This is a genomic window from Streptomyces sp. NPDC020192 (genome assembly GCF_044388685.1).
GTDB lineage: Bacteria > Actinomycetota > Actinomycetes > Streptomycetales > Streptomycetaceae > Streptomyces.
In genome coordinates this window covers 106,512-131,243 of the sequence record NZ_JBIRXG010000016.1, presented here as the reverse complement: position 1 = coordinate 131,243, position 24,732 = coordinate 106,512, and the positions used below count along the sequence as shown (strand labels likewise).

24 protein-coding genes are annotated in these 24,732 nt (G+C 67.8%); 21 read left to right on the top strand and 3 right to left on the bottom strand.

The window, feature by feature from the left end:
- The first annotated feature begins 374 nt into the window (after window positions 1-374).
- From ACH47Z_RS28725 to ACH47Z_RS28695, 7 genes are all read left to right on the top strand, one after another.
- Window positions 375-1,352 carry an endonuclease/exonuclease/phosphatase family protein gene (locus ACH47Z_RS28725; RefSeq protein ID WP_399078651.1) on the top strand — a complete coding sequence of 326 codons (978 nt, stop codon included), beginning with the start codon at window positions 375-377 and terminating at the stop codon, window positions 1,350-1,352.
- A gap of 103 nt (window positions 1,353-1,455) precedes the next feature.
- On the top strand, window positions 1,456-2,280 hold the full coding sequence (locus ACH47Z_RS28720) for a tetratricopeptide repeat protein (protein ID WP_399078649.1): 825 nt from the start codon (window positions 1,456-1,458) through the stop codon (window positions 2,278-2,280).
- On the top strand, window positions 2,277-3,023 hold the full coding sequence (locus tag ACH47Z_RS28715) for a 7-carboxy-7-deazaguanine synthase QueE (protein ID WP_399078647.1): 747 nt from the start codon (window positions 2,277-2,279) through the stop codon (window positions 3,021-3,023). The genes ACH47Z_RS28720 and ACH47Z_RS28715 overlap by 4 nt, the downstream gene beginning before the upstream one ends.
- Window positions 3,024-3,216: 193 nt before the next feature.
- Window positions 3,217-3,741, top strand: a complete 525-nt coding sequence (locus ACH47Z_RS28710; protein ID WP_399078645.1) for a hypothetical protein — start codon at window positions 3,217-3,219, stop codon at window positions 3,739-3,741.
- 634 nt (window positions 3,742-4,375) lie between these two features.
- Window positions 4,376-6,478 carry a PrsW family intramembrane metalloprotease gene (locus ACH47Z_RS28705; RefSeq protein ID WP_399078833.1) on the top strand — a complete coding sequence of 701 codons (2,103 nt, stop codon included), beginning with the start codon at window positions 4,376-4,378 and terminating at the stop codon, window positions 6,476-6,478.
- Between the two features lie 7 nt (window positions 6,479-6,485).
- Complete coding sequence (locus tag ACH47Z_RS28700; RefSeq protein WP_399078643.1) at window positions 6,486-6,974, top strand: hypothetical protein; 489 nt, start codon at window positions 6,486-6,488, stop codon at window positions 6,972-6,974.
- A 434-nt stretch (window positions 6,975-7,408) separates the two neighbouring features.
- Complete coding sequence (locus ACH47Z_RS28695) at window positions 7,409-7,552, top strand: hypothetical protein (protein WP_399078641.1); 144 nt, start codon at window positions 7,409-7,411, stop codon at window positions 7,550-7,552.
- Window positions 7,553-7,888: 336 nt separating this feature from the next.
- On the opposite strand, the gene ACH47Z_RS28690 is transcribed toward ACH47Z_RS28695, so the two are convergent.
- Entirely contained in the window at window positions 7,889-8,470 is a 582-nt protein-coding gene (locus ACH47Z_RS28690) for a hypothetical protein (RefSeq protein ID WP_399078639.1), read from the bottom strand.
- Between the two features lie 151 nt (window positions 8,471-8,621).
- Between ACH47Z_RS28690 and ACH47Z_RS28685 the strand changes: the two genes are divergently transcribed.
- From ACH47Z_RS28685 to ACH47Z_RS28670, 4 genes are all read left to right on the top strand, one after another.
- The gene (locus ACH47Z_RS28685; RefSeq protein ID WP_399078637.1) at window positions 8,622-9,314 is read left to right on the top strand and encodes a hypothetical protein; all 693 of its coding nucleotides are present in this window, start codon (window positions 8,622-8,624) and stop codon (window positions 9,312-9,314) included.
- Between the two features lie 9 nt (window positions 9,315-9,323).
- Entirely contained in the window at window positions 9,324-11,345 is a 2,022-nt protein-coding gene (locus tag ACH47Z_RS28680; RefSeq protein WP_399078635.1) for a hypothetical protein, read from the top strand.
- 161 nt (window positions 11,346-11,506) lie between these two features.
- A complete protein-coding gene (locus ACH47Z_RS28675; protein WP_399078633.1) occupies window positions 11,507-12,424 on the top strand; it encodes a hypothetical protein in 918 nt (305 codons plus the stop codon).
- 158 nt (window positions 12,425-12,582) lie between these two features.
- Window positions 12,583-13,275 carry a hypothetical protein gene (locus ACH47Z_RS28670; RefSeq protein WP_399078631.1) on the top strand — a complete coding sequence of 231 codons (693 nt, stop codon included), beginning with the start codon at window positions 12,583-12,585 and terminating at the stop codon, window positions 13,273-13,275.
- Window positions 13,276-13,341: 66 nt separating this feature from the next.
- Here the strand turns inward: ACH47Z_RS28670 and ACH47Z_RS28665 are convergent, their stop codons facing one another.
- On the bottom strand, window positions 13,342-13,749 hold the full coding sequence (locus ACH47Z_RS28665; protein WP_069782286.1) for a thioesterase family protein: 408 nt from the start codon (window positions 13,747-13,749) through the stop codon (window positions 13,342-13,344).
- A 77-nt stretch (window positions 13,750-13,826) separates the two neighbouring features.
- A complete protein-coding gene (locus ACH47Z_RS28660; RefSeq protein ID WP_399078629.1) occupies window positions 13,827-15,227 on the bottom strand; it encodes a helix-turn-helix transcriptional regulator in 1,401 nt (466 codons plus the stop codon).
- 1,121 nt (window positions 15,228-16,348) lie between these two features.
- On the opposite strand from ACH47Z_RS28660, the gene ACH47Z_RS28655 reads away from it, so the two are divergent.
- From ACH47Z_RS28655 to ACH47Z_RS28610, 10 genes are all read left to right on the top strand, one after another.
- Window positions 16,349-17,272, top strand: coding sequence for a helix-turn-helix domain-containing protein (locus ACH47Z_RS28655; RefSeq protein ID WP_399078627.1), 924 nt, complete (start codon window positions 16,349-16,351; stop codon window positions 17,270-17,272).
- Window positions 17,273-17,277: 5 nt separating this feature from the next.
- The gene (locus ACH47Z_RS28650) at window positions 17,278-17,967 is read left to right on the top strand and encodes a hypothetical protein (RefSeq protein ID WP_399078625.1); all 690 of its coding nucleotides are present in this window, start codon (window positions 17,278-17,280) and stop codon (window positions 17,965-17,967) included.
- 146 nt (window positions 17,968-18,113) lie between these two features.
- Window positions 18,114-18,740 carry a WhiB family transcriptional regulator gene (locus ACH47Z_RS28645; protein WP_399078623.1) on the top strand — a complete coding sequence of 209 codons (627 nt, stop codon included), beginning with the start codon at window positions 18,114-18,116 and terminating at the stop codon, window positions 18,738-18,740.
- A gap of 14 nt (window positions 18,741-18,754) precedes the next feature.
- Window positions 18,755-20,482 (top strand): hypothetical protein, encoded by a 1,728-nt coding sequence (locus tag ACH47Z_RS28640; protein WP_399078621.1) that lies wholly within the window; start codon window positions 18,755-18,757, stop codon window positions 20,480-20,482.
- Entirely contained in the window at window positions 20,479-20,670 is a 192-nt protein-coding gene (locus ACH47Z_RS28635; protein WP_399078619.1) for a hypothetical protein, read from the top strand. Before ACH47Z_RS28640 ends, ACH47Z_RS28635 begins: the two co-directional genes overlap by 4 nt.
- A gap of 159 nt (window positions 20,671-20,829) precedes the next feature.
- On the top strand, window positions 20,830-20,997 hold the full coding sequence (locus ACH47Z_RS28630) for a hypothetical protein (protein WP_399078617.1): 168 nt from the start codon (window positions 20,830-20,832) through the stop codon (window positions 20,995-20,997).
- On the top strand, window positions 20,994-21,656 hold the full coding sequence (locus ACH47Z_RS28625; protein WP_399078615.1) for a plasmid mobilization protein: 663 nt from the start codon (window positions 20,994-20,996) through the stop codon (window positions 21,654-21,656). The genes ACH47Z_RS28630 and ACH47Z_RS28625 overlap by 4 nt, the downstream gene beginning before the upstream one ends.
- Window positions 21,653-23,377 (top strand): relaxase/mobilization nuclease domain-containing protein, encoded by a 1,725-nt coding sequence (locus ACH47Z_RS28620; RefSeq protein ID WP_399078613.1) that lies wholly within the window; start codon window positions 21,653-21,655, stop codon window positions 23,375-23,377. The genes ACH47Z_RS28625 and ACH47Z_RS28620 overlap by 4 nt, the downstream gene beginning before the upstream one ends.
- A gap of 82 nt (window positions 23,378-23,459) precedes the next feature.
- On the top strand, window positions 23,460-23,903 hold the full coding sequence (locus tag ACH47Z_RS28615; protein ID WP_399078611.1) for a hypothetical protein: 444 nt from the start codon (window positions 23,460-23,462) through the stop codon (window positions 23,901-23,903).
- 97 nt (window positions 23,904-24,000) lie between these two features.
- Window positions 24,001-24,699 (top strand): hypothetical protein, encoded by a 699-nt coding sequence (locus ACH47Z_RS28610; RefSeq protein ID WP_399078609.1) that lies wholly within the window; start codon window positions 24,001-24,003, stop codon window positions 24,697-24,699.
- Window positions 24,700-24,732: the final 33 nt, after the last annotated feature.

Genomic DNA, 24,732 nt, shown 5'->3' with positions numbered 1-24,732 from the left:
AACCGGCTCCCCGCGCTGCCGGGAGGCATCGGGCCGTGGGCACATCTCCGCCTGACGGCCCCTGTCACAGAGATCGGTCCCGCCGGGATGGATCCGGCCACCGGCCGCACCTTCGCCCGGCTACTCGCACTCCCGACCAGGCAGCCGCGCTCCTGGGCTGGGGCGAGAACGGCTACCAGCAGGCCGAACTCGCTGCCCGCTGGGCGCACGAACGGTGGGGCATCCCCCCACGCGACCGGGGGCCGGGGCACCGAACTCCGCGCCACGCGCACATGAGCGCGCCGTTCGCCCCGGCACGCCCCGCCCGCGCCGCCAGCTCGTCCAGACCCAGCAGACAGCAGCCATAACCAACAGCGAACAACGGAGGGAACTTCGTGCGGACGATACGTCTTGCCAACCTCAACGCCTACAAACTCTCCCGCAGTGCCATCGACACCCCGTCCTGGCAGGCCCGGGTGACCGCGATCAAGGAGATCGAGCCGGACATCCTGGCGCTGCAGGAAGTCATCGTCGACGAAAAGGCGGCGCCGTCCGCATGGGCGACGGAGGCGTCCACGATCATCCAGCAGCTCGCCGCCGAGTGCGGTCTGAGCGCCACCACGGTGCGCGCCGACAAGTCCCCCGGACCCACCGCGATGGCCAACAACGCGAACCGCGGCTGGTACACGGCCCTGCTGTGGAACCCGGAGGCAGTGACCCCGGTGCCGGGCCGGTTCCGGCCCTACGGCGCCCCAGACTTCTGGCACGGCTTCACCACGGCCCAGTTCGACGTCGGCGCGGCCGAGCCGATTACGGTCGCTTCGTACCACGGTGATCCCTTCCGCGGCGATTGGCGCGCGAACGAGGCGCTCCGCCTGAAGTCGGCCTTCCGAACCACCGGCGGCGCCAAGCCCGGCTTCGCCCTAGGCGACTTCAACGCCCTGTCCGCCGCCAAGATCACCGGGCCGGACGGCGGTGAACCGCAGTACTACGACAAGGAGCCGTACCTCACGCAGGACCACGACGACCTCGAGTACCAGCTATTGCCCGGCACCATCGGCGGCGAGCAGCTGGCGGACCGGCGACAGAGTGAGGCTCTGCTACGGCGCGGCTTCATGGTCGACGCGGCGGCACATCTGGGTGTGAAGTGGCACCCGACCGTCGGGCACTGGGAGGACGGCCGCGGCGACCCCGACCCGTGGGGCCCGCGCCGCATCGACCTCGTCCTCGCCACACGCCCCGTCGCCCCGGCGCTCGTCAGCTACCGGACTCACAAGAGCCCGGCTGCCGAAAAGGCATCCGACCACCTGCCCGTGGTGTGCGAGTTCGCCCCGTCCAAGATCGACACGACCAACCTCCGGACCTACCGCTAGACGGCCGGGCCCCTGCGCCTCGTGCTCATGCCCCATTAGCTCCATTCAGCCCGACAAAGCAGCACACACCCCACTCATCAGGGATCACGAAAGGGCTCTAGAAATGGCCGCACAAACCTTGAACGACGGCCTCCGCCAGGCTGAATCAGTTTTCCACCAAGGCGACTTCACCAAGGCCATGAGTCTGTACCTGGCGGTTCTTCCACACGTCGACGGCGAGTTCGGCCTCGACCACGACACCCCCTGGCAGACTCGCCTCATGCTCGGGCTCTCCCTCTACGGCCTGGGACGCTTCGCGGAAGCAGAGATGTACCACCGTCGCACGCTGGAGGGGCGAGAACGCATACTCGGCACCGATCACCCGGACACGATCAGGACTCGCGCCCGGCTAGCTGACGCCATCGCAGAGCAGGGACGCTGGGAGGAAGCTGAAGCAATCGCCCAGGAGGCCATCAGGCTTGGGGAAGCCAAGGGTCTGCAGTCGCACGATGGGGTGCTGATGGCTCGCATGACCGTGGCTTGGATCAGACTCCACCAGGAACGACGGGTGGAGGCCGCACAGTTGGCCACTAGCGTCTACACGGATCTGGAACGCTCTCTCGGCACAGAGCATCGGCTCACTTTCTCGGCCGGGAATCTGCTGGCCGGGTGCCTTCAGAACATCGGCGACCTGGCCGGCGCAGAAGCCCGGGCGACGCAGGTGTATCACGGGCGTATCGCGCTTCTGGGACCAGAGCATCCCCACGCCGTTGCCATCGCCCACGACCTGGCCGGCATTCTGGTTGCGGCGGGCAAGGTATCGGAAGCAGCATCGCTGGCTACGAAGACGCTTCCGATCGCTCAGCGGGTCCTGGGTGACGCGCACCGTTGGACGGCGGGACTGCGCGAGGTCGTCGCCCAGACCTCCTCCGGACAGGAGGAGCAGTGACTCGCCCTGCTTTGCCACCGCTGGCTGTTGATCGGAATCGGGAGACGCATCTACCGGTCAATGAGGTCTTCTGGGACGTGGTCCAGGGCGAAGGCCCGTACACGGGACGTGCCTGTGGCTTCATCCGCTTGGGGCTGTGCAACCTGCACTGTCCTCCGTGCGACACGGCCCAGACGTGGGACAGATCGCGCTACGACCTGGCCACCACCTGCCCGGACACGGCGGTCGAGGTTGTAGTGAACCAGTTGCCTCGGCGGCTTCGGATGGTAGTGATCTCGAGCGGTGAGCCTCTGCTCTGGCGGTCCACGCCAGCGTTCACCACCATGCTTGAGTTGCTGAACCAGCGGGACATCGAGGCGCACGTGGAGACGAACGGCACCATCGCGCCTCTACCACAGGGCGCCTCCTTCGTGCGGCACTACAGCGTGTCGCCGAAGCTGACGGCCATGGGCGGCAGTGATCCTCACAAGCGACAGATCAAGCCCGATGTGATCGCCGCGTTCGCGCACCTCGCAGCGGCAGGCCGGGCCGCATTCAAGTTCGTCGTCGCCAACCAGGCGCAGATCGTCGAAGTGGCCGACTTCGCGGCGGAACACGCGCTGGAACCTTCGTGGATCTGGGTCATGCCGGAGGCGTCCGACACCGTCACACTGCTGAACCGCCAGCCGGTCATCGTGGCCGGCGCGGCGGCATACGGCTACAACGTCAGCACTCGTTTGCACATGATCGCGCAGCGCCGGTGATCGCTCGGGTGGCCGCAGTTGCCGTCCACGGCTCAGACGCGTTCCCTGGCAAGACATCGCGAGTCGAACCACCACCACACGTGCACGCAGGAAGAGAGAGCTCATCGTGAGGGACTTCTTCTCCACGGTCATCCACCGATGGCCTGAGGGGCGCCGGGACTACCACTGGCATCTGCTTGCCTCGCCCGAGTGGGTGGAGGAGACGCTCTTCGAGCCCTACCGGGAGCTGACCCACCGACCGGGCCTTGCCCCGGTACGGCCGGAGAACTTCCACGTCACTATCTTGCACGGGCCGCCCGTGGAGGAGATGTCCGAGCAACAAGTCGCGGACATGATCGACCGGGTTCGGGAGGGCTGCGCCGGGATCGCTCACTTGGCACTCACTCTGGACCGGCCTGCTGTGGGCAGTGTCGCCATCGAGTGCGCGGGACGGCCGGGAGTTGCGTCCCGCCCGCTCTGGAAGCTGACCGCCGACGCCACGACGACGGCCACTGGTGGTCGGCACACGGCCCTGCCCGCAGCCCACTACCCGCACGCGAGCCTTGCGTACGGTGTGGATGACGTCGAGCGACTCCCGATGAAGGTGTGGCTCAGTGACCACGCGGTCGACCCTGTCCCGATGCCCGTGGACAAGATCAGCTTGGTCGCCCAGTGGCACAATCGGCGCGAAATCGTGTTTGATCGGATCCTCGACGTGCCGCTCGGCGGAATCCGCTAGCCTCACCTGCTGCCTGCCCCGGCATCGGCCGAGGGCACCGCAGCACCTTGGTCCGAACCGATGCGCGCAACAGTCCGGGGCGAAGATCAGCCCAGGCGTCGTCGCTGCCGAGTCACGGAGGAGGAACTCGGCGACGAACGTGCCCGTCGGGCGGCCACCATCACCTTGGGGATCCTGGTGTTCCGGGACATCGCCGGCCGAACCGCGGTCGGCGTGCTCGCCAGTTTCGGCGTCCAGGTAGTCCCACTGGCTGGTGCTGTCGGCCTCACACAGCATCAAAGTGAGCGTCCGATCCGGCTCGTGGCCATCGGTGACATCGTGGTAGACGGCCAGCGGCATCGTTCATCGTGCCGCTTGCGTGGCTGACGCCGAGTTCGGGCTCGGCCTGTCCGCCCTGCGGAACGTAGCGGTCTTCTTCGTAGCCGCACAGGAGGAGGTGCGAGCGGAAGGCCCAGGGGTGATCGTGTGGGCAAGCCTGATCGCCACCTCGCCGGTCGGGCAGGGCGGCGGTTTGCTTCCGCCTCTCGACGACTCACAAGTCACTTGCTGCACGGGCAGTTGACTGCATAGCATCACATTTACTATCGCGAATCGATTGTTGTTCCGGTGCATCGGGGGGCCTGGTGTGACGTTGATGATGGCGGTGGCGGCCGTCTGGGGTGTGCTGCAATTGTTCGCCGTTTCCTGGCCGACGCGTTCGGTGCGCTTATCGACCGTGCTGCTAGCGCTCGCGGTGGGCGTGTACGGGTGCGGCGTGGCGACAGCGTTGGTGGAACTCGCCTACACCCGTCTCTACTCGGACCAGTCTGGGCAGTCGCTGGCGACGGTGGTGAACACCACCAGCTACACGGTGGCCCCGTGGGTGGAGGAATTGATCAAGGTCTCCCCGCTGCTGCTGGTCGGGTTGAGTCCGAAGCTTCGCCGCCAGTGGGGCCTGACCGACTTCGTGGTGTTGGGCGCGGCTCTGGGGGACGGGTTCGGGCTGTTGGAGGCGGTACTGCGGTACGGCCTGGACGCGGGCCGGGCGTTAGTCCGTGGTGGGGGCTGGATCATCCCCGACAGCCTCTCCCCGCCCTATGTGCCTGGCCCGGGGCAGGTGTTCACGGCCTGGCTGCCGGCGCCGTTCAGCCAGGTGGACATGATTGGGCCGCCCGGCACGCAGACCTTCTCGCACTTGGTGTGGACGGCTATGGCCGGCTTCGGGGTTGGGGTGCTGTGGCGCGGGCGACGTTGGACGCGCTTGTTCTCGGTTCTTCCGATCACAGCCGCTATCGCCTATCACACGGTGAACAACTACGTAGCCCAGAGGCCCGCCGGCCACGCCAGGCCCTGGCTTGAAACCCTGGACTCGAAGGCGTGGGCGGCGCCACTGGTGTGCCTGGCCGTCGCCACGATCGTCGACCTGCGGCAGATCCACCGCGGGAAGCGCACCGTGCCGGGCGTGCTTCTTGCTTCTGAACGCGCCGACGGCGACAGTGCGGGATCTCTGCTGCGTTACGCGGCCTGGCGTCTGCCGGGGAGCCTGCTGATCGCACTGCGCTATGTCAGGCTGCGGCGCTCCTTGCTGTATGCGGCTGCGTCGGCGCCGTTCGGCGCCGCCGAGGAACTGCGTCACGTGGTCGCCGGGATCACTGCCCGGATGAACGCGTCCGACAACCAACATACCTGGCGGAGGTTGGACGTCCGGGACATGTTGAAGGCGATCCGCACGGCCCGTCGTTCTCGACAGCGATGGCTGCTGCTCATCCCGTGCGTACTTGCGCTCCCCTCGGTCCTGTTCTTGGGTGTCGGCTCGTTCACCTCCACTGCTGGCCTTCAGAAGTTCTTCAGCACCGGCTCAGGGCCGAAGATCCTCATGGGCTTCGGCATCGCCGCCCTGGCCTGGATCGCCTACCAGATCCTCTCTCTGTTGCGAACCTGGCGGACCACATCGCTCCAGCCGATGGGGGAACTGTTGGCGGTGCACCGCTTCCGTCTCTCAACCGCGCTGGGGGCGGCTGCCGCCGGCGCGCTCCTGCTGTGGCGGGGGTTCGGCGCCGCAGGCCCCGCCGGCCGGGCGCTCCACACGTTCCATCTCCTCGATGCGCTGAACACGTTCCTGGTCTACCTCGGATTCGCCCTCCTTCTGCTCTCCCTGCTCGCCCTGTTCCCTCCCGGAGGTCTCGCGCTCGCTGGCGGTGGGGTTGCCGGCGTCTTCACAGCCGAAGCCGCCCTCAACGCTGGCGTACTCGGTACCGCCGGTTTCGTGCTGATGGCAGTTGGGGCAGGAGGAACCGGTGGCAGCGAGTCGAGCAGCGGGAAGCGCAGCAAAGTCCCGCAGTGGCTGCGCGATAAGTGGAACGAGGGTCGACAGTTCAACGAGGACAACTGGCCGCGCTACCCGGCAAATGAAATCTATCTCGAAAACGGGAAAGTCCTGGACTCATACCGGCCCGGGAAGGAGATCGTATCGCGCAAGCAGACACAGATATGGAAGATCAAGCCGGACACGTTCAGGAACTATCTGCGCGAGATCAATCAGAAATATAAGGCGGGAACAAAGATCCCGGACACGCCAAAGGCGCGCAGAGAATATCCGCAGTTGATCGGCAAACCCCTGAAGGGTAAATACTATCTGGAAGTCCCGGTCCAGTCCGAGCCTGTGCCAAAATGGGCCCTCAGGGAAGCGGCGGACAACGGCGTGATAATCCGGGACGTACAGGGCTTCGTCTACCGGCTACCGAAGGGCACGGGCTGAATCAGCCATGATCTGGACCTACTGCGAGCAGTGGAACAACCTCACCGAGACACCTATGAACCCGATGACGGCCGAGCAGGCTCACGCCAGACACGCCTCGGGCCAGTTGTACACCGCCGTCGCCTCCGCCGATGAGCACTCCGCCGCGACGCTGCGCGTGGAAATGCGCCTGGAAACCGGGTACACCTCAGTCATTTTCATGGATGAGCACGGCCGCGACTCTCTCGACTACACGTTCACCCTCATCGACGACTCTCTCTTCCTGGAGACAGCAACCTCATACGACTACGGCGATTCGCAGGAGCGAGGCGGATACGCAGACGCAGAGCGCATGGAAACCTTCGAGTTCACTACCGATGGCATCATCCGGCGCACCGTAGAGGTCGATGGCGAGGAATCCAAGGAAAGCCGTCACGGCATTGACGTCGCCAGTAACTGGGAGCCGGTTCCCGCCTTCGGTGCCTACGATGCATTGACCAGACGCGACCGTGCTTGACCCTGACGGGGGTGCCAAGGTAAACGGAGCGACGGCCTCGACGAACAGCGGCTTGGGCACCCACGAGTCGGTACGCTCCTCGGGCCGGGTGGCCAGCGCGGCCTCGATGACACGCGAGTCACCACGGCCAGCCAAGGTGCCGCGCGCACCGAACGTCTGTCTACTCACCAGCGTTGGTGAGAAACTCAAGAACCCACGACCATGACCGTTCCCACCGCTGGCCTGCTGCCACACACGGCCACCAAGCAATGGATGCCCGGTAAGTCCGGTGGTCAGACGGGGAAGTTCGTGACCGCGGTCTGGAGGCGAGATCGATCATCTAAGTACGCGAGAGGTACCAGGCGCGGTCAGGGTACGGTCGGCGTATGCCAAATGAGGGGACTGCGAGTAGGACATCGCACTTGCGGCGCTGGCACCGCATGGCGCTGGCCGCGGTGGCTGGGATTATCGCCGGGTACGCCTACAGGTTGGCGGCCGGGGAGTTCGGCGGCCCCTGGAGCTGGACCATGCTGGTCATCACCTTGGTCACGACGGTCGTGGTGCGCTACTTCCTGGAGCGGCTTGCGCGGGGCCGGTAGAGCCCCTGCCCGTCAGCGGCATCACCTCCCCAACTGCACCACGGCCGACACCGCCGCCTGCGCCGCCGTCGGCGGGTGCTCGCGCCAACCTTGCGGACCCACGTCCGCACCGTCTCCGCCACACCCATGCCCAGCTTGACCGAAGCTTCCTTCATCAGCCCACTCGGTCGGATGGTTCGGACGGTTCTCCGCGACCTTGCGCACCCGCGCGCTCGCGAAGCTCAGATGGGTAGGGGGAACGGACGTGTCACGACTCGATCCCCTCAGGCCGGAGCCTCCGTCAGACCCGGCGCGGTTCCCGTGCCCGTCTCGGCTTGGACAGCTACAGCGACTGCATCAATACTCGACGTCTCCGGTCACTGCGGCTGCAACCACCGAGCACACAGACCCCAGGTATGCCCACGTCGGAAGCAGTTCGTCCCACAGGGCGCTTCGCGGCGGTTGTGACTCCCAGTGGCGGGCCTCTTCGAAACGCCAGATCGACTCTGCTTCCTCGATCGAGACGTCCAGTCGCCGCGCCTCGTCCGCGATCTCATCCCCGGTGGGCTTCCGTAGTACGGCTCCTTGCCAGGCCGTGAGGATGTCATCCGCGTGACGCACGATGGGCTGCGCACTGCGGACGTAGATCTCGACAAGATCGATCATGGGCGAGCCACTCGACAGCCGCTGCCGCCACTGCGGCAACAACTCTCCTTCGATCCTGGCGACCTTCGCACCGAGACTCACGATCCCCTCGGTACGCAGCCTGTCCCACTCCTGCGGACCTCGGGGAAAGGACTGGCTTGCCTCCTCGTCCTTCTGCCGCTCCCGGAGGAAAGCATCACCGACGGCGATTTCCTCAAGCGTGGGGTCCCATTCGTAGCGGTTGAGCGATCGCGCGATCGCACCGAGCTGCTGCTCGTCGGCGGCCTTCGTCATGGCGCCAGCCTAGACAGGAAGGTCACCGGGCACCTCCACCTCACTGCACCCGACGCCAGGAGAGGGACGCTCACGCGGACGAGGCCGAGCCCCCCGAACGATTGACGATGATCGGCTTCCGCGACCACAGCCCGACCTCTAGCGTAGGCGCGTGGCGGACATGACGAAAAAGACGGAGAACTGGTCGGCGGCGCTCTCCCGGGCAGAGAAGTACTTCCGCGCGGATACGCCGCCTGGCGGATTGCTCGCTCTCATCCTGACTATGCTCGCCGAGCGGGATAGCGTCGCGGTCAACGAGGTTCCCCTGGCGAAGATCCGATACGAGCTCGATGATCCCTCTGTCCTGCACGAGATCCTGAACGATCACTGCCCGCCCCAGCCCCCGCCAGCGGATACGGACTGGTACGACACCGTGCAGCACTGGCCCAAGGACCGCACAGCCCCAGAACCGGTACAGCAGCGGCGAGCCTGGGCCATGGCCAACGCACAGGGATCGGATATCTCACCCCGTTGGATGCCCGCCAGCGACCAACCGATCGAGTACGTCGACGCGCACCCGCAGAGTTTCTTTCACAGGTCCGTAGCCGTCCTGCGCAGTACGGCCGATGAGTCTCTCCTCGCGCAGTGCGGAGGAATCGCTCCCCGGTCCGCCGTGGAGGTCACGGGCGGATCGCAAGATGGGTTCCGTGGCCGGGTGCTCAGGGTTGTCTGGGGCCGCGACGACACAGCCCGTGCCGTGACCGCGCCCGCTTCCTACGAGATCATCCATGAGTTCCAGCCAGGGGTCGTGATCACCGCAGAAGCAGACTTTGTGCGCCCGAGTGTCCAGCGGGACTGCCCTTAGGATCCCTGTATGTCGAACAGGGTCGTACCGCACTGGGAGCAAGCCCGAGCGCAGGCCCGGCAGTTCCGAGGACTGGACGGGAACGAGCGGGACGTCCTCGCGCTGATCTACGCACTCGTCGCGATTGACGACAGCACCGCGATCGACGCGATCTCCCACTGGGCCGTGCGCTACCGGCTATCTGATCCACAGCAGCTGCACCAGGACCTCTCGGCGCTCCTCCCCGGCCCGCTCGATCAGGGCGCGACTACCGTCCAGGATGGGCGCGCCGAACTGAGAAGGAGCCGACTCAGCGAACTCGTTGACGAGGACGGCTGGTTCACTGGCGACCCGAAGCTGGAAAGCCTGCTCAGGCCCGAGATCGAGGCGGTTATCGCCGAACGCGGCGAGTTCTCGGGACGTCCCCCGCTGGAAGGTCGGATTTGGCGGCTTTGGGCAGCTCTGCAAGCGCCCCACGGCGTCCCCTACGAGGACACCCTGACCTCGGACGAGCTTGCCGCCTACGATGCTTCCGGCGGCAGCGCAAGATACGCCGCTTCCGGCAAGACCATCTTCGAACACTCCCTGCAGGCCCTCACACAGGTGGTCGACAGGATGCTCCTAGCGGTCAGTGGTGCACCGCCCATGGGCACCGAGGTCCTGGTCACCGCCGGCGTTCACCAGGGCCGCAGCGGCCGGCTGACCTCTGTCACCTGGACCGCCGATGACGAGCAACACGTGTGCTCCGAGCCACCAGCATCGTTCCGGATCAGCTTCGACGACTGCCACGAATACGCGGACGTACCCCCTGCCGCTCTGGAGCCGCTCCCGGACTGGGACAGGCACTTCGCCATCGTCCACGCGGGACAGCCGATGCCCATGTCCTGGGACGCCTCCGTCCTGCTGGCCGGCGCGGCACCCGAGGCATCGTCCTTGCAGCATGGCCTCATCACGGCGCTGAAGGCCGGCTGGCGCCAGACAGGGCAGACGTGGGACAGCCGCCTCGTTGTCCTCATCCCGCACCAGGCCAGCGACAGGCCAGCGTCGGACCAGCACAGCCAGTGGCTTCACGACGCATACACGTGGACCGACGAAATCGTCCTGATGCCAGCACCCGGCACTGACCTCTCACCACTGCTGAGGCTGGAAGGCATCGACCTTGAGGACGCCCGCGACCACCTCACCCTGCACGTGACCGAGCCGGACGAGGCTACACGCGCGTGGGCTGAGCAACACTCCGTCCCCCTCGCACACACTCCCTCTGACGCCGCAGCCGTCGTATTGAAGCGCCTCGACCGCGGCTGGAAGCGCCGGGGCGGTCAACGGCAGGTGCCGCTCTCCGTGGTGAGCAACACCGGATACCACTACTGGCAAGAAGCCCTTCGCGACGCGGGCCGGACCCTCGACGCCGCCTCGATCGGCTGGGCGCGCCGCAACCCCATCCACCCCGAGTACGCGTCCTGGTGGGCGATGAACGCACGCATCCGCCACCCCGATCACCAGGTCACCAACGAACTGGTCGTCGGTCGCACGAGCGTGCTGAGCGTCGTCATCTTCGTACGGCGCCACGTGTGGACCGACAGCGAAGTTGTCGTACTCCGCGACCCCAACAGCCTAGGAACCGAGCCGCTCATCACAGCCCCCACGCGGTTCCCCGTACGCCTTCCCAGCATGGACATGGACATCGCCTTCTACCGTCGTGGGGACGGCCGCGACCGGCCCAGTCTGAAACTGGTCTCCGAACTCGGCCTCACGGTCGCCGAGGACCGGCTGCGTGGTTTGAGTCCGCGCCCAGAGTCGAATCTTCTCGCCTCTCAACGCAGCGTGGTTTGCCTGGAGTTGTCGGAGGATGAGTTCGGCGATCTCAAAGCCCGGCGGAGTGCCACCGGTGAGACAGCGCTCCCGGAGGCAGTGGAGATCCACCGGGTGGCCGACCTCCTTTCCGACATGGGGGGCGTGCTCTGCGACTGGGCCACCCTGGGCACCATTACCCGGGCCGTGGTGCCCACGTGGCCACCCGCGAGCGGCGACCTCACGGATCGTCGTCTGTGACCGCGAAGGCTACATACACATACGTGCCCTCCGGGTGCCGGGCGGCATCCCAACGCAACCGTAGATGCGTTGACCTTCATGCTCATTCCTTGCTGAGCGTTCGGCGAGGCAGGGTTGATAGCGTCACCGGTACGCGGCTGTGCGGACCTGAGGAGACGACGATGGACTTCGGCAGCAGGATGGATCCTGGCTCGCTCCTGCCCCCGAGCGCGGCTGAGCGCATGGGCCAGATGGAGTCGCTCAGCCACCGGGCCGTGCTCGCCTTCGTCGACGGTGACCGGGACGAACTCGCCGGCACAGTGGAGAAGATCGCACGCTGGGACGACGAGCCCGGGCGTCCGCCGTATCCGCTGCCTCGTTTCGACTTCGCCGTCAAGCGGGTTCTCGACGCGGTCAACACCCTGCTGGATGTCCACGATCGCGTGGGCGGAGTCGACAACGCCACCCTGGCTGCAGGGGCTCGTGACCTCATCAAGGAGTACGCCCCTGAGCAGTACCAGGAGTCGGCGCTGGAACACCTCACCACGGTGCCGGGCGGCACGCAGGCGGTGAACCTGGCCCGCGAAGGACAGCCTGCCGACGAGGGAACCCTGCTGGTGGTGGCGGCTGCCGCGGCCTGGCTCGCTACCCAGCCGAACGCGTTCCCTGTCCGCCAGGATGCCCGCCAGGTCCTGTTGGGGATCATCCGCAAAGGCGCTGCGGACGCCTACGGCACCCCGGAGCGAGAACGGGTCACCTCGATCACGGATCAAGAAGCCCGAGAATTCCTGGACCAGCTTTTCCCGCCCGCAGGCTCCTACCCCTTCCCCTACGATCCGCGCGAGTGGACCGTCGGCGAGCGTGAGGTCATCGGAGCTCTGAAGACCCACCTGCTCACCACTCCGGCCTCCGCCACCACACCAGAGCAGGTCCGCGCGCTGAAGGGCGAGATCATCACCGTGCTCCAGCGCGCCCTGGCCGCCATGGAAGGCACAGCTCCGACTCAACGCTCCGCCCCGCCCTCGCGCAGTGGCATCCAGCCGAAGAAGGACAAGCCCAAGCGCCCCAAGCGGCACAAGCCCCAGCGACGCAAGAAGTAGCAGGGAACCGCGCGGCACAGCCTGCCGTGCGGAACAGGCTTGCCGCGCCTGGTGGTTGAGCATGCCGGCGGTCCGGAGACGGAGGGACAGGACATCACGTGGATGCTCTCTACCCACGCGCACAGATTGCTGCGGCACGTGTGGATACGCACCCGATCATGGGAGCGGACGGGGTCCTGCAGGTCCACCTGACCCGGTATATCCCCGACCCTCCAGACGACATCGATCCGGAACCCGACACACTCGATCTTCATTTGTGGGCGATCGACCCACCCGTGTGGGAAGCCCACCAGTCCAGCATGTTCCCCCGGTACCAGATCGAGGAGACCGAGCGTCGCAGGACCTCACCAGCCCAATACGAAATCGCCCGGCGCGCCGACGCGATCGTCACCCTCGCGCATGACCGACCGCCGCTGCTGGTGCTGGACGAGAAGATGCGCCAGTACCCGTTCGCGTCCGTGATCAGTGTCCAAACCGAAAGGCGCGAGGGCCTGGCCAGCTGCCTCGTAGGGTTGCGTACCCGCTTCTCCCGCTACGTGGAACCGGGTGCGAAGAAGCCGTGTGATGCCGCTGGTTTCGCTGTCACGATGACCGCGACCACAAAAGACTCGCAGCCCGTGCCGCTCTACGCGTCGGCGCTGCTGGGGTGGTCCCGCTGGTGGACAGCCAACGCCGCAGCCCTATCCGACCGTGAGCACAGTCTCGAGGAGCTGCCCCCACCGCCGATGCACTTGGACATCACCGAGGCATGGCGCACGTTCCGGATCGACCTGTCCGAGCCGGAACACACCAAGTGGCCGACAGTCCCCCCTCGCCTGAACGGCTGGCGCGAGCAATGCGGCATGAGCTAGCCAGACGCCTGTCAATCACGTCATGGGGCAAGGCCATTGGGTGCGCCTGCACCTCGGCAACGCCTGTCAGTTCTCGGTGTAACGGGCGAGAAAGTCCAGCTCGGCTTCTGAAATGCGGCGCGGCCGACCGGTGTCCAGGTTGTATGCGGCCATCGTGGTCGTGGCCTCGGCGTACAGCTGGCCGTCGTCCCGGATCTCGTAGCCGAGTTCGAGCCTGGCCCCCCGGCATGCGACGACCCAGACGTTCACGTCCACGGGCTCCTCGCGGTACGGCAGCGGAGCGCGGTAGTCGACGATGGACCGGCCGACGACGAATGCGTGCTGGCGGCGGCCAGCCTCGTCCTCGGGCAGCATCTCCTGGAACATCCGTGTGCGTGCCTCCTCCATGTACTGGAGGAACTTCGCGTTATTGACGTGCCCGTACGCGTCGGCGTCGGCCCAGCGCAGCGGGAGAGGATAGGTGTACTTCTTCACGGGAGGGTCTTTCTAGGCTAAGGGCTAGGTGCAGTGGGCCCGCCGGCGTACGGGTCGGCTCTCGGCGGGCCTGTGGTCTAGGACTCTTGGGCCGCCGCCCGCGTCTCTGGCGCTCCGATATCACTTTGCTGGATCGCGTGCAGGACGTCGCGGAGCACACGCTGCTCGATGTTGCGTTCGTCGAGGAGCTGACTAATGCGCGCCGTTGCGGCCGAGGGGGCCGCTGGCAAGGCCGCGCGGACCAGCTGGCACATCTCGGCGAGGCAGGCGCCCTCCAGAGTGTCCCTGGGTACACGGGCGATCACTGTGGCCGGGGAGACGTGGGTGACGGCCCAGCATCCGGCTGTCTCTTCCACTGCCCACACCACGGTGCGTCTGTCGGGCGAGAGCGTCAGCTGGGCATTGGGGCCCAGGATTCTGCTGATGGACGGCATCGGTACGCCGTTCGTCCCGGCCTGCGCTGCTGCTTCTTCTGCGGTGGCAACGACCGTGCGGGATGCGAGCGTCGCCGCTTGCCGGCGCCAGCGGGTGGCGGAGTCCTCGGCCGCGCGGTTGTGTGCGTGCCGCTGCGCTATCGCCACGCCCTCCTGGTCGACGCTCGCCGCTGCCCAGGCGTTGCGGATGCCTCCGAGAGCGTCGCGCTCGTCGTCCTCGTTGCCCTCGACCCACGTGATCACGACGAAGCGGCAGTCGGGCATCGAGGCCGGGTAGAGGACGTGACTGACGACTTCGATGGTCTCCCAGCCCAGCGTCGGAACGTTCATCCGGAAGACGTGGCCGTCGCGCGTCTCGCCCATGTCGTGCTCTGTCTCCCAGATGCGCCGCACATCTGGGTCCTGCTTGACGTCCTCGATGAGCCGACGCAACTCGGCGTCGTTCGGACGGGTGGCCTGGGCAAACTTCAGGATCTTCGCGTATGCCGAGGCGTGTTTGTCCCAGTCCTGGTACTGGTTACGCGCCTCGGGCGCGGTCAGTGCCCAGCGGATGAGGTTCGCGCCCGGCTGCATTACCCATGGCCACCACTCGGCCATGGCGGTGTTGAAAGCCAAGATGTTCCAGTGCTTGTCGCACAGGTATGCGGGACTGGGCATCTGCCGGTCGATGAGCAGGCGCAGCGCCTGCTGCAGCTCCGGCTGCCCGGCGCCGCTTGGCGGTACGAGGTTTGAGCCGATGTTGTACAGCACGAGCGCGTGACGCTCGTCACGGTCCAGTCGAAGGAGCGTGGCCAGGGACTCACATTGCGCACGAGACAGGCGGGGCGGCGTCGCACCCCCCTCAATCTTGCGGTACGTGCGTTCACCCATGCCCAGGGCTCGGGCCGCTCTTGCCTGGGTCACACCTGCGGCCTTGCGCCACCTGCGCAGCAGAGCTGCGAACCCCATGTACTGGCCGGCCAACTGCTGCCCGCTGCCGCCTTGCCCCGGGATCTCCTCATCCGCAGCGCCGTTACCACTGAGGTCTTGTCCGTTTGTGACCACGAGAAACCTGCCTTTACGTGCCTCTAAGGAGACTCGCACTTCCGGGCACGCAAAAAGGGGCCCGCCGAATGCACTGGATCCCCCCGTGGTCTCCCCGGAGAAACCATACGCAACATTTAAATGATCTTCTTCGAGGGGGGGTTAGTTCGACAGAAAGCATCCCGAAGGTGGTTCAACTTCGAACAAACTGCACATGGTTCAACATTGGACAAGGTGCACCCGACAACACGGAGCGTTCACACCCGAATCGGACATCAATCTTGATCCATAAGCGCGACCGGCAGGGAAATCGGCAAAACGTTGCCGCTTTTCGTCTCACCGCGATCCAGCCGGTCTAGACCAGATAAACTAATGCGACATCAGCTCTGCCGGTGATCCCCATTTCCCTTGCGATACAGGCGACTTGCGGGGCATAGGCGCACACCGAGCCCGGCTCCACCGCAGTGATCTATGCGCCTATAACGGACAAACGATCACTGTTGCGCCCTCAGCGAGGCTTGACTTAAATCGCTCTGGCCAGCCGGTTCAACAGAACCGTCATGGCGTACGACACAAGGGGGGCGCAGTGGAGATCATCTTCGAGAGGCTCGGGGCGATCCGCCTGCTGCCCGTGTCACGGCCCGCCGCCTCCACCCGCAGGCGCAGTTGCCGACGCACTCCATTGCGACTTGTAGAGAGTCCTTTAGCAAGGTCTGGATCTTGCGCCAGTGCCTGCATATGTTCGTCGTCCCCCGCCGGGCACCCCGCCCGACCACAGACGACATGAGGAGCCATATGCAGAACGCGCGATCCAGCAGGGCTACATAGCCCCGGAAAATAGCGACGGCGCCCGTGGAGCCGCTAACTCCCGGACGCCGGCCGCCTGATGGCACTCCTGCCCCGGCAAGGGCACGGAGATAACCCACCTTCACCGCACCGGACCTTTCCTACGGGCATCCCGGTTGCGGGTTTCACTACGGAGGAGAGTCTTACATGCCGCCTGCCCTGCGCAAAAGGCCGGTCTCCCCGGCCAGCGCGGCAGCCACCCTCACTCACCCGACCCACCGCTCGTCGACCCACCTGCCGGCCACCGTCGCACCGCAGCCCTCGACAGGCACGCGCCTGAAGACGGCGGTGTCCCGATGAGCGGGCAGGCACGCAAGTGGGTGTGGGAGAGCAGCGCCAGTCGTGGCACGGCCCGCCTGGTTCTGCTGTCGATCGCCGACCGGATCCCTGACGCACAGTGCGTCGCCTACGCGTCCGTCACCGAGCTGATGGAGCGGACGAACGCCAGCCGTAACGCCGTGCGCAGCGCACTGGCCTCACTGGAGGACGCCCGCGAGCTGGAAGTCCTCAGCGACTACGAGGGCCCGCAGCACAGCACGGTCTACCGGATGCCGCGCCCTGCGGCCTGGCTCGCGAAGGTCGCGGCTTCGCAGAAGGCCGACCCCGAGCTGCGTGTGGAGGATGTCGAACCGCTGACGGACACCGACACCGCTCCCGCCCTGGAGGACCTGGACGAGGAGCGGCTGCGCAAGCACCGCATCTGGCGCAAGGCAGGGTCAGAATCGGGCCCCCGTCGTCAGGATCTGGCCGGGTCAAAATCTGCACCCCCTCGTCAGATTCTGACCCCTCCCCGGGTCAGAAACCGACCCCCCTCCGGGTCAGAAACTGACCCCCAGAACTGTAGTGAACCGAAGGTGAACCGTAGGTACAGCAGCAGTAGTGCTGCCGACCTCACCTCCGCCACGGACTGGCAGGTCGACGACGCCAGCCTGTCCTGGGCCCAGCAGCAGGGACACCTCGCACGCCTCGGCGAGCAGGGCCTGCAGGCCGCCGACACGAAGTGGCGCCACTACCGAGCCGCCTGGAGCCCTCGCCCCGCCGCGGCCTGGGCTGCCGACTGGCAGTCCTGGATCGCCCGCGAGCACACCCCCACGCCCCAGCGCCCGAACCTCTATGCCCTGCCCGGCGGCAGCCCCGCGCCGCAGGCCGGCATGACCCGCGCCGACGCGCACATGGCCGCCCTGCTCGCCGCCGTCGACGAACCGACTGGAACGGAGTAACTACCTTGGACCGCCGCGAAGTTGCTGCCGTGCTCACCTACGTCGGCCGCCTGGACCCGCGTACCATCCGCACCGACGCGGGCGAGGCCCGCGACCAGCTCGCCATGTGGCACGAGCTGCTCGGCGACGTGCCCATGACCACCGGTCAGGGCTGGGACGTCCGCGAGATCGCCCGAAAGCGCATCGTGAGTTCGCCGTACCCGATCCTGCCGGCCGACGTGGCCCGGGAATGGCACGCGCACCGCCGCGAGCGCCTGGCCCGGCACACCGACCCGACCCCGATGGCCGACCCGGACAACCCGGAAGCCTGGCGGGCCGAACTGCTGGCGGCGCGCGACGCCGTGGCGGCCGGGCACACCGCACCCTCGGCGCACCGCGGAATCACCGCCGGGCGACACCGGCCGGGCCTGAAGGACCAGCTGGCCGCCGTCGGCTCGTACATCCCACCCGCCGTCCGCGCCGAGCTGGCCCCCTACCGCCCGGCCCGCGCCGCCCGCGAAGCCGCCATCGCCGCCGGAGGCCCCGACGTCCTCGCCGTGCCGTGCGAGTGGTGTCACGCCGACAAGGGCGAGCCCTGCCGCCGCCGGCGCATCACCCTCGACGGCACGGCCCGGGGCAACGCACCGCGCGCCACCTCACACCCCGGCCGCATCGACCGCGCCCTGGCGGCGCAGGCCCAGGCGCCCGCCGCCTGACCGCAGCCCGCTTCTCCACAGAAACGTTCCGCCTTGCGTACGGCCCGCCGCCGTACCCCGAGCCCGCCTAGCAGGGCCCCGCCGCACCCCAGCCACCACCGGTGCCGAGCGACCCGCGCCACACGAGGCGACTTCCGGAGACTGCCTTGCGCCACATCACCACCAACGACACCCCGACCCCGACCATCCGGGGCATCGCCGACCACAGCTGGCAGGCCCGCGGCCTGTGCCACACCATGCCGGCCAAGGACATCGACGAGCTGTTCTTCCACGCGGCCCGCGACCGCGCGGCCATCGACGAGGCCAAGTCGATCTGCGGCCGGTGCCCGGTGAAGAAGGCGTGCTTCGACTACGCCCTCGACAACGAGATCCGCCACGGCATGTGGGGCGGGCTCACCGAGGACGAGCGCCGCCCCTGGCACGCCAAGGTCAACAAGCGCCTGGACTACGCCCGGGTGAAGGCCGCCTTCGAGGGGCGCGACATCCACCTCAGCGACGCCGAGCGTGAGGCCGTCACCCGGCACGCCTACGTTCGCGGCTGGAGCCCCGAGCGCCTCGCATACGCACTGCGCCTCGACCTCGACTGGGCGCGCGATCTGATGCGCAACGCCGCCCACGCCGTCGCCGACCGCGACCGCTACTGGGACCAGTTGACCGAGGCCGAGCCGGCCGACGACGAGACCGCCGAGGACGAAGACGTCGCCTCGCCGGTGCAGGTGCCCCGCCAGGTGCACACCCACTCCCTGATCGCCGCCCTCCGAAAGGCCGCATGACTCACCCCATCGCCATGTCTCTCCCCTTCGGAGTCGAGCCCGGCTACGTGGTCGGAGCCCTCGGGGTGCTTGCCCTGGTACTGGCCGGATGGTCGATCCGGCGCAACCGGACCCGAGCAGGCGCCTCGCACGCCGGGACCCTCACGGTGTGGGTCGCGGCCCTCGCCGCGCTCGGCTGCACGGCGTACAGCGCCGAGACGAGCTGGTTCTTCGCCGCTGACTACCTCGGCATGACCAGCACAGTGCAACGGGCCGCCTTCTTCTCCATCGCCGAGGTGGCGCTGTTCGCAAACGCCCTGCTGGCACGCCAGAGCCTGCGTATCGACGGCACGCCCGGCGTGTCCGGCACCCTCGTCTGGGTGCTGACCGGGGTGCAGATCATCCCGGCGTACGCCGAATCCGGGCCGGTGGGCGGCACCGTGCGAGCCATCGTCGGCCCGGTCATGGCGGCCCTGCTCTGGCACCGTGCCATGGGCATCGAGCTGCGGATGCACAAGCCGGACGCCACTTCTCAGGGGCTGCTGGCCACGCTCGGACGCGAAGCGCGGGAACGCCTCCTCTCACGCCTTGGTGTCGCTACACGGAACCGCAATGCTGCCCAGATCACCAAGGATCGCGCCACGGAGCGGGCAGGGGACCTCGCCTCCCGGCTGGCCAGGATGTCCGAGGAAGCGCGCACCGGACTCCGTGCGCGCCGGATCACCCGTCGGCTCGAGAAGGCTCTCACCCGCTCCGGGGTCGGCACCGATCCGGACCAGCGCCGTGCCCTGCTGGAGCAGCTGGCAGCCCGTCGGAACGCCTCCGCCCTCGCCACCATGGTCCTGCCGTCCCCTTGGACTCAGCCCGCGTCGGGGTACGACGGGCACCGTGGGGACCGGTCCCCTCTCACTCCGTCCCCGTCCCCGTCCCCGTCCCCGAGAACGGTCCCCGAAGTCGGTGCCCGAACCACCCCGCTGATCGGGGACGGGGACGCGCCCGCACGGGGGACGGGGACCGAGCCCGTTGGGGACCGTCCCCACACCGTCCCCAATGGGGAAGGGGACCACGTCGAGGAGCCCGACTCGCGCTTGTCCGGCCAGGGCGAAGAGGCCGCTGCCAAGGACAACGTCACCGTCCCCAGGGCCGACCAAAGCGACGACGGTGCGAGCGGCAGCATCCACGAAGCCGCTGCTCAGCGGGGCACCAGCCCGTCCCCGGCAGCCGTCCCGGCCAGCGACGAAGTCGGGGAGCACTCGGACACCGAATCGGGGACGGAGGCCGACGGGGACCGTCCCCACACCGTCCCCAACGACAACGGGGACGGCGAGAACCACGACTCCGAAACGGGGACCGAGCCCAATGGGGACCGTCCCCACAACACCGTCCCCAACGGCAATGGGGACCGCGAACACCCCGACACGGACTCGGGGACCGAGCCCCACGGGGACCGTCCCCACACCGTCCCCGTACGCCGGAAGCCGAAGGCAAAGACGAAGGCGCAGCGGAGCCGGCCGGGCGCCGGGAAGTCCAAGCCTCCTCGGCGCCAGCCGCCGCTGAGCGTCGAGGAGACGGCCGAGCTGGTCCGTCCCCACGTACCCGCACTGCTGGAGCGCGACGGCAACGCGTCCATCACCCGTCCCCAGCTGCGGGAGATCCTCCGCGCCCTGAACCTCCCGGGCGGCCGGAACGAGAACCTGACACGGCTCCTCCAACTGCTGCGGGCCGAGGCAGGCACCACCACGACAAGGAGCACGACCCGATGAAGACCTGCCAGCGGTTCGCCACCATCAAGTCCGGCTTCGAGCAGGACATCCGCTTCCTGCGCGGCCATGCCGAGCGTCACCAGGGATCCGCGCCGGCAAAAACCAGCGCGAAGAACGCCTTCTCGGTGAAGCGGAACATGGCGCGGGCCTTGAACCGCCACCTCGACCGCTGCCCCGAATGCGGCTGACACCGGCAAAGAAGCAGGTCACGCGCCTGCCTCCGCATTCTGGTGGCCCGGCCTCGGTCGGGCCACCGTCCCCGCGATGGAGGAATCGCCATTCCTGCCCGTCCCCCGCGTACGCACGCGCCGACGACCGCCGAGGCCGACGCCTGGGCGGAGGTGCTCGTGCACCACCAGCTCCTGCACACAGCCGTACTGGCCCCCAACGGCCAGTGGCTCGTCCAGCTACACCCCGAGTCCCCCGTCCACGTCCTCGACGGCCCGACCGCCATGGTCGATCTGGCCGCCGAGATCCAGCACCACATCCGTACCACGAGGAACGACACCCGATGACGAACCCGACGACAAACCCCTCTCCCGCGCCCGGCGAGCCGGAAACCAACTCGACCTCGCCGGGAGCAAGTTGGTGCAAGAGCATCGCTCCCGTTGGGAGCAATGCTCTTGCGTCTCCCGCCCCGGGGGTGGCGGGAGCGGATCGGCACCAGGGGGCGCCGATCCGTCAGGATGCGACCGAGGGCGGCTCGCATCCCGAAGAGGGGGAAAGCCACTCCTGCCACAGCACCGACTGCGCCCACGCGATAGCGCCGAAGCCCCACGTCCAGCAGCGTGAGCGCCTGCGCGACGAGAAGAAGCGCATGCACCAGCCGAGCTGCCGCATGAACGACGACGAGTACCAGCTCCTCGTCCGTGCCGCCGCCGCCTGCAACATGAGCATCGCCAACTACCTCGCCCGCGCTGCGCTCAAAGCCGCCCACAACCTCGACCTCACCGCCGCGGAGATCGCCGGCGAACGCGAGATGCTGAAGGAGCTGTTCGACCTGCGCACTGCGATGAACCGGATCGGCAACAATCTCAACCAGATTGCGGCAGCCCTGAATTCGGACGAGCCCGCGCCGCAGGCCAGGGCTGTCCTCGCTCGTGTCGACCGGATCTCACTGGATGTGGACGCGTTCGTCCAGCGCTACCTGAACGGCGAGCGTCCGGCAGCATGATCCCCAAAGTCCACGACATGGGCGATGACACCTACGGCCTGCTGAAATACCTGTACGGCCCCGGCAACGCCGAGGAGCACATCGACCCCCACCTCGTCGCGGCATGGGACCGTCTGGCCCCCGACCCCGGCCGCGACCCGAAGGCGACAGAGCGCGACCTGCAGCGGCTGCTCGACCAGCCCGTCATGGCCCTGCCCGAAGGCGCCAGGCCCGCCGAACACGTATGGCACCTGTCCGTACGCGCCGCCCCCGAAGACCCGATCCTCACCGACAAGCAGTGGGCGGACATCGCCCACCGCATGGTCGCCGCCACCGGCATCGCCCCCGAAGGCGACGACGCCGCCTGCCGCTGGGCGGCCGTCCGCCACGCCGACGACCACATCCACATCATCGCCACCGTCGTCCGCCATGACGGCCGCCAGGCCCGCATCCGCCAGGATGGCGCCCGCTCCCAGGCAGAAGCCAGGAAGATCGAAATCGACTACGGACTAAGGCGGTTGAACACCGGCGACGGAACCGCCGCCAAACGCCCCACCAGCGCCGAACGCCACAAGGCGAACCGCCAGGGCAAGGAACGAACGCCACGCGAGGAACTGCGAGAGACGGTACGCCGCGCCGCCGCCGGCGTCACCAGCGAGCAGGAGTTCTTCGACCGCCTGGCCGCCGCCGGCCTCCTGGTCAGCCAGCGCGTCGCGCCCTCCGGCGATCTGCTCGGCTACAAGGTCGCGCTGACCGACGACCGCAACGAGGACCAGGAGCCGATCTACTACTCGGGCTCCACCCTCGCGCCCGATCTCTCCCTGCCCCGCATCCGCGAACGGTGGGCCACCAGCGCCTCCGAACCCGACCGCGACGCCACCACCGACCGCGCCTCCGGCTCTGCCCGGGTCAGCCCGTCGACCGCACGGCGCCAGGCGACGTGGGCGGTCTGGCAGGCCGTGCTCGTCGTCGACCAGGGCGACGACGGGCAGATCGCCGCGCAGCTCGCCGGGGCCGGCGAGGTCCTCGACGCGCTCGCCAAGACCTCGGCCGCGCACACCCGGCGCGAACTGCGAGACGCCGCCTTCGCATTCGAGCGGGCCACCCGCTCCCACGTCCGAGCCGGGCGAGGGCACGCCCGCGGTCTGCGGCAGGCCGCCCGTGACCTCGTCCACGGCGGGCCGGCACTCGGCCGTGGAGAGGACGGCGCCACCACCACCATGCTGATCGACATGGTGTTCTTCCTCGTCACCGCCGCCGCCCACTGGCACAGAATGAAAGAGCACGCCCAGCAGGCCGCTGCTGCCCAACAAGCCGCCGAACACCTGCGCGCCGCCTACCAGGCCGCCGCACCGATGTATCTGGGCATCATGCACCAGCGCGGTCGGCGTCTGTCCCAGCCCCTGCAGCGCAAGCAGACCGCCTACCTACGCAAGGCGGTGCCGGAGCTGGCCGAGCAGGTCCTCACCGAGCAGGGCTGGTACGCCCTGGCCGCCACGCTCGCCGACGTCGAGAGCGCCGGGCACGACCCGGCCGCGCTCCTGGCAAAGGCCGCCGAGCGGCGGGAGCTGGACACCGCCGACTCGATCAGCGACGTACTCGTGTGGAGGCTGCGGCGCATGGCCGATCTACCCGCCGACGCGTCCGCCATGCCCAAGCACACGGCCACCGCACCCACCGCTACCCACGGTGCTGCGCAGCGTCCGACAAACCGCAAGGAGCGCTCCGCCAAGTCCCGCTGAATTCAACATTCTTAGAGTTGCAGCAGGTCAGGGACTTGCGGCACTCTCCTCGTGCAGGCGAGACGACAGAGATGGAGACAGCATGTTCCGACGCAACCGAGCGGACCGAGAGTTCCGTGAAGCCCAACGTGCCGGCCAGGCGGTGCTGGCCATGCACACCGAATGGCCGCTGCCGGACGCACCCGGCCCGGTCGCCGCGCCGGCCCCGGCCGCGCCGGCGGCCACGGTGGTGCCCGACTTCCTGCCGCCGGAGTTCCGGGCACCGTGCCGACAGGACGTCTCGGGCTTCATGATGCGCTGGGACCTGCCGCTCGTCATCGACGGCGCGGTCCACGCGTGCCACTGCGGTGCGTACCGGAACTGGATCGTCTTCAACATGCGCGACGACTCGGTGTGGCTGCGCTGCGAGGCCGGCCACGAGGCGGAGGAGACCCGGCTGGACACCGCCTGGTACAACCGCAACTCCGGTCCGGTCGACCACTTCCACCCCACCCTCGAAGACGGCCTGCGCCACCTCGGCCACTGAAAGCGCGAAACCCCTTCCCCTACCCCTGCGTTCGTCGGCACCCGGAGGGCCGACCCGGTCAGACCATCCGTCTCGCATCACCAAAGGGGTTTCACGTATGCGCCGCTACACCACGACCGCCCTCGGCCTCGGCGCCGTCTGCACCGTCCTCGCCCTGACCGGCTGCTCCAGCCACGCCGATCCCGCCGATGCCTCGGCCACGTCCTCCGTACCCGCGCACCGGGGCGGTAGCACGTCCTCGACATCCGCGCCGCTGTCCTCGGCCCAGCTGAACCAGCGGCTGCTGAACGAGAGCGACCTGGGCGAGGGCTACACCCGCAAGGCCGAGCCCGCTCGTCGCAACGACGACCTCGCCGTCATCGGCTGCCCGGCGCTGGAGAAGCTCGGCGGCGACACGGCCACCGGTGCTGGCCTTGACTTCACCCGCAAGGCGAAGGCGTCCTTCACCTACACCGGCAGCAGCAGCTCCGAGGTCAGCGAAGAGCTTTACAGCGACAGCCCGACGAAGCTGTCCAAGGGCATCGGGAAGGTCTTCGACGCGATGCTCTCCTGCCCCTCCTACCAGGTGACGTCGGGCACCACCGTCGTCGACATGGGCACCGAGAAGTCGGCCGCGCCGGACCTCGGCGACGAGCAGTGGAGCCAGCTGCTCACCTTCTCCGCCGGCGGGCAGCGCAGCGTCGTCAAGCAGACGGCGATCCGCACCGGCAACATCCTGGTGATCGTCTCCGGCTCGCCGAGCCTCGTGGATGCCCACCTGGACAAGGCGCTCGCCAAAGCGCGAACCACACGCTGATCCACTCCTCCACCTGCCCCGGTGTCCGGGCCT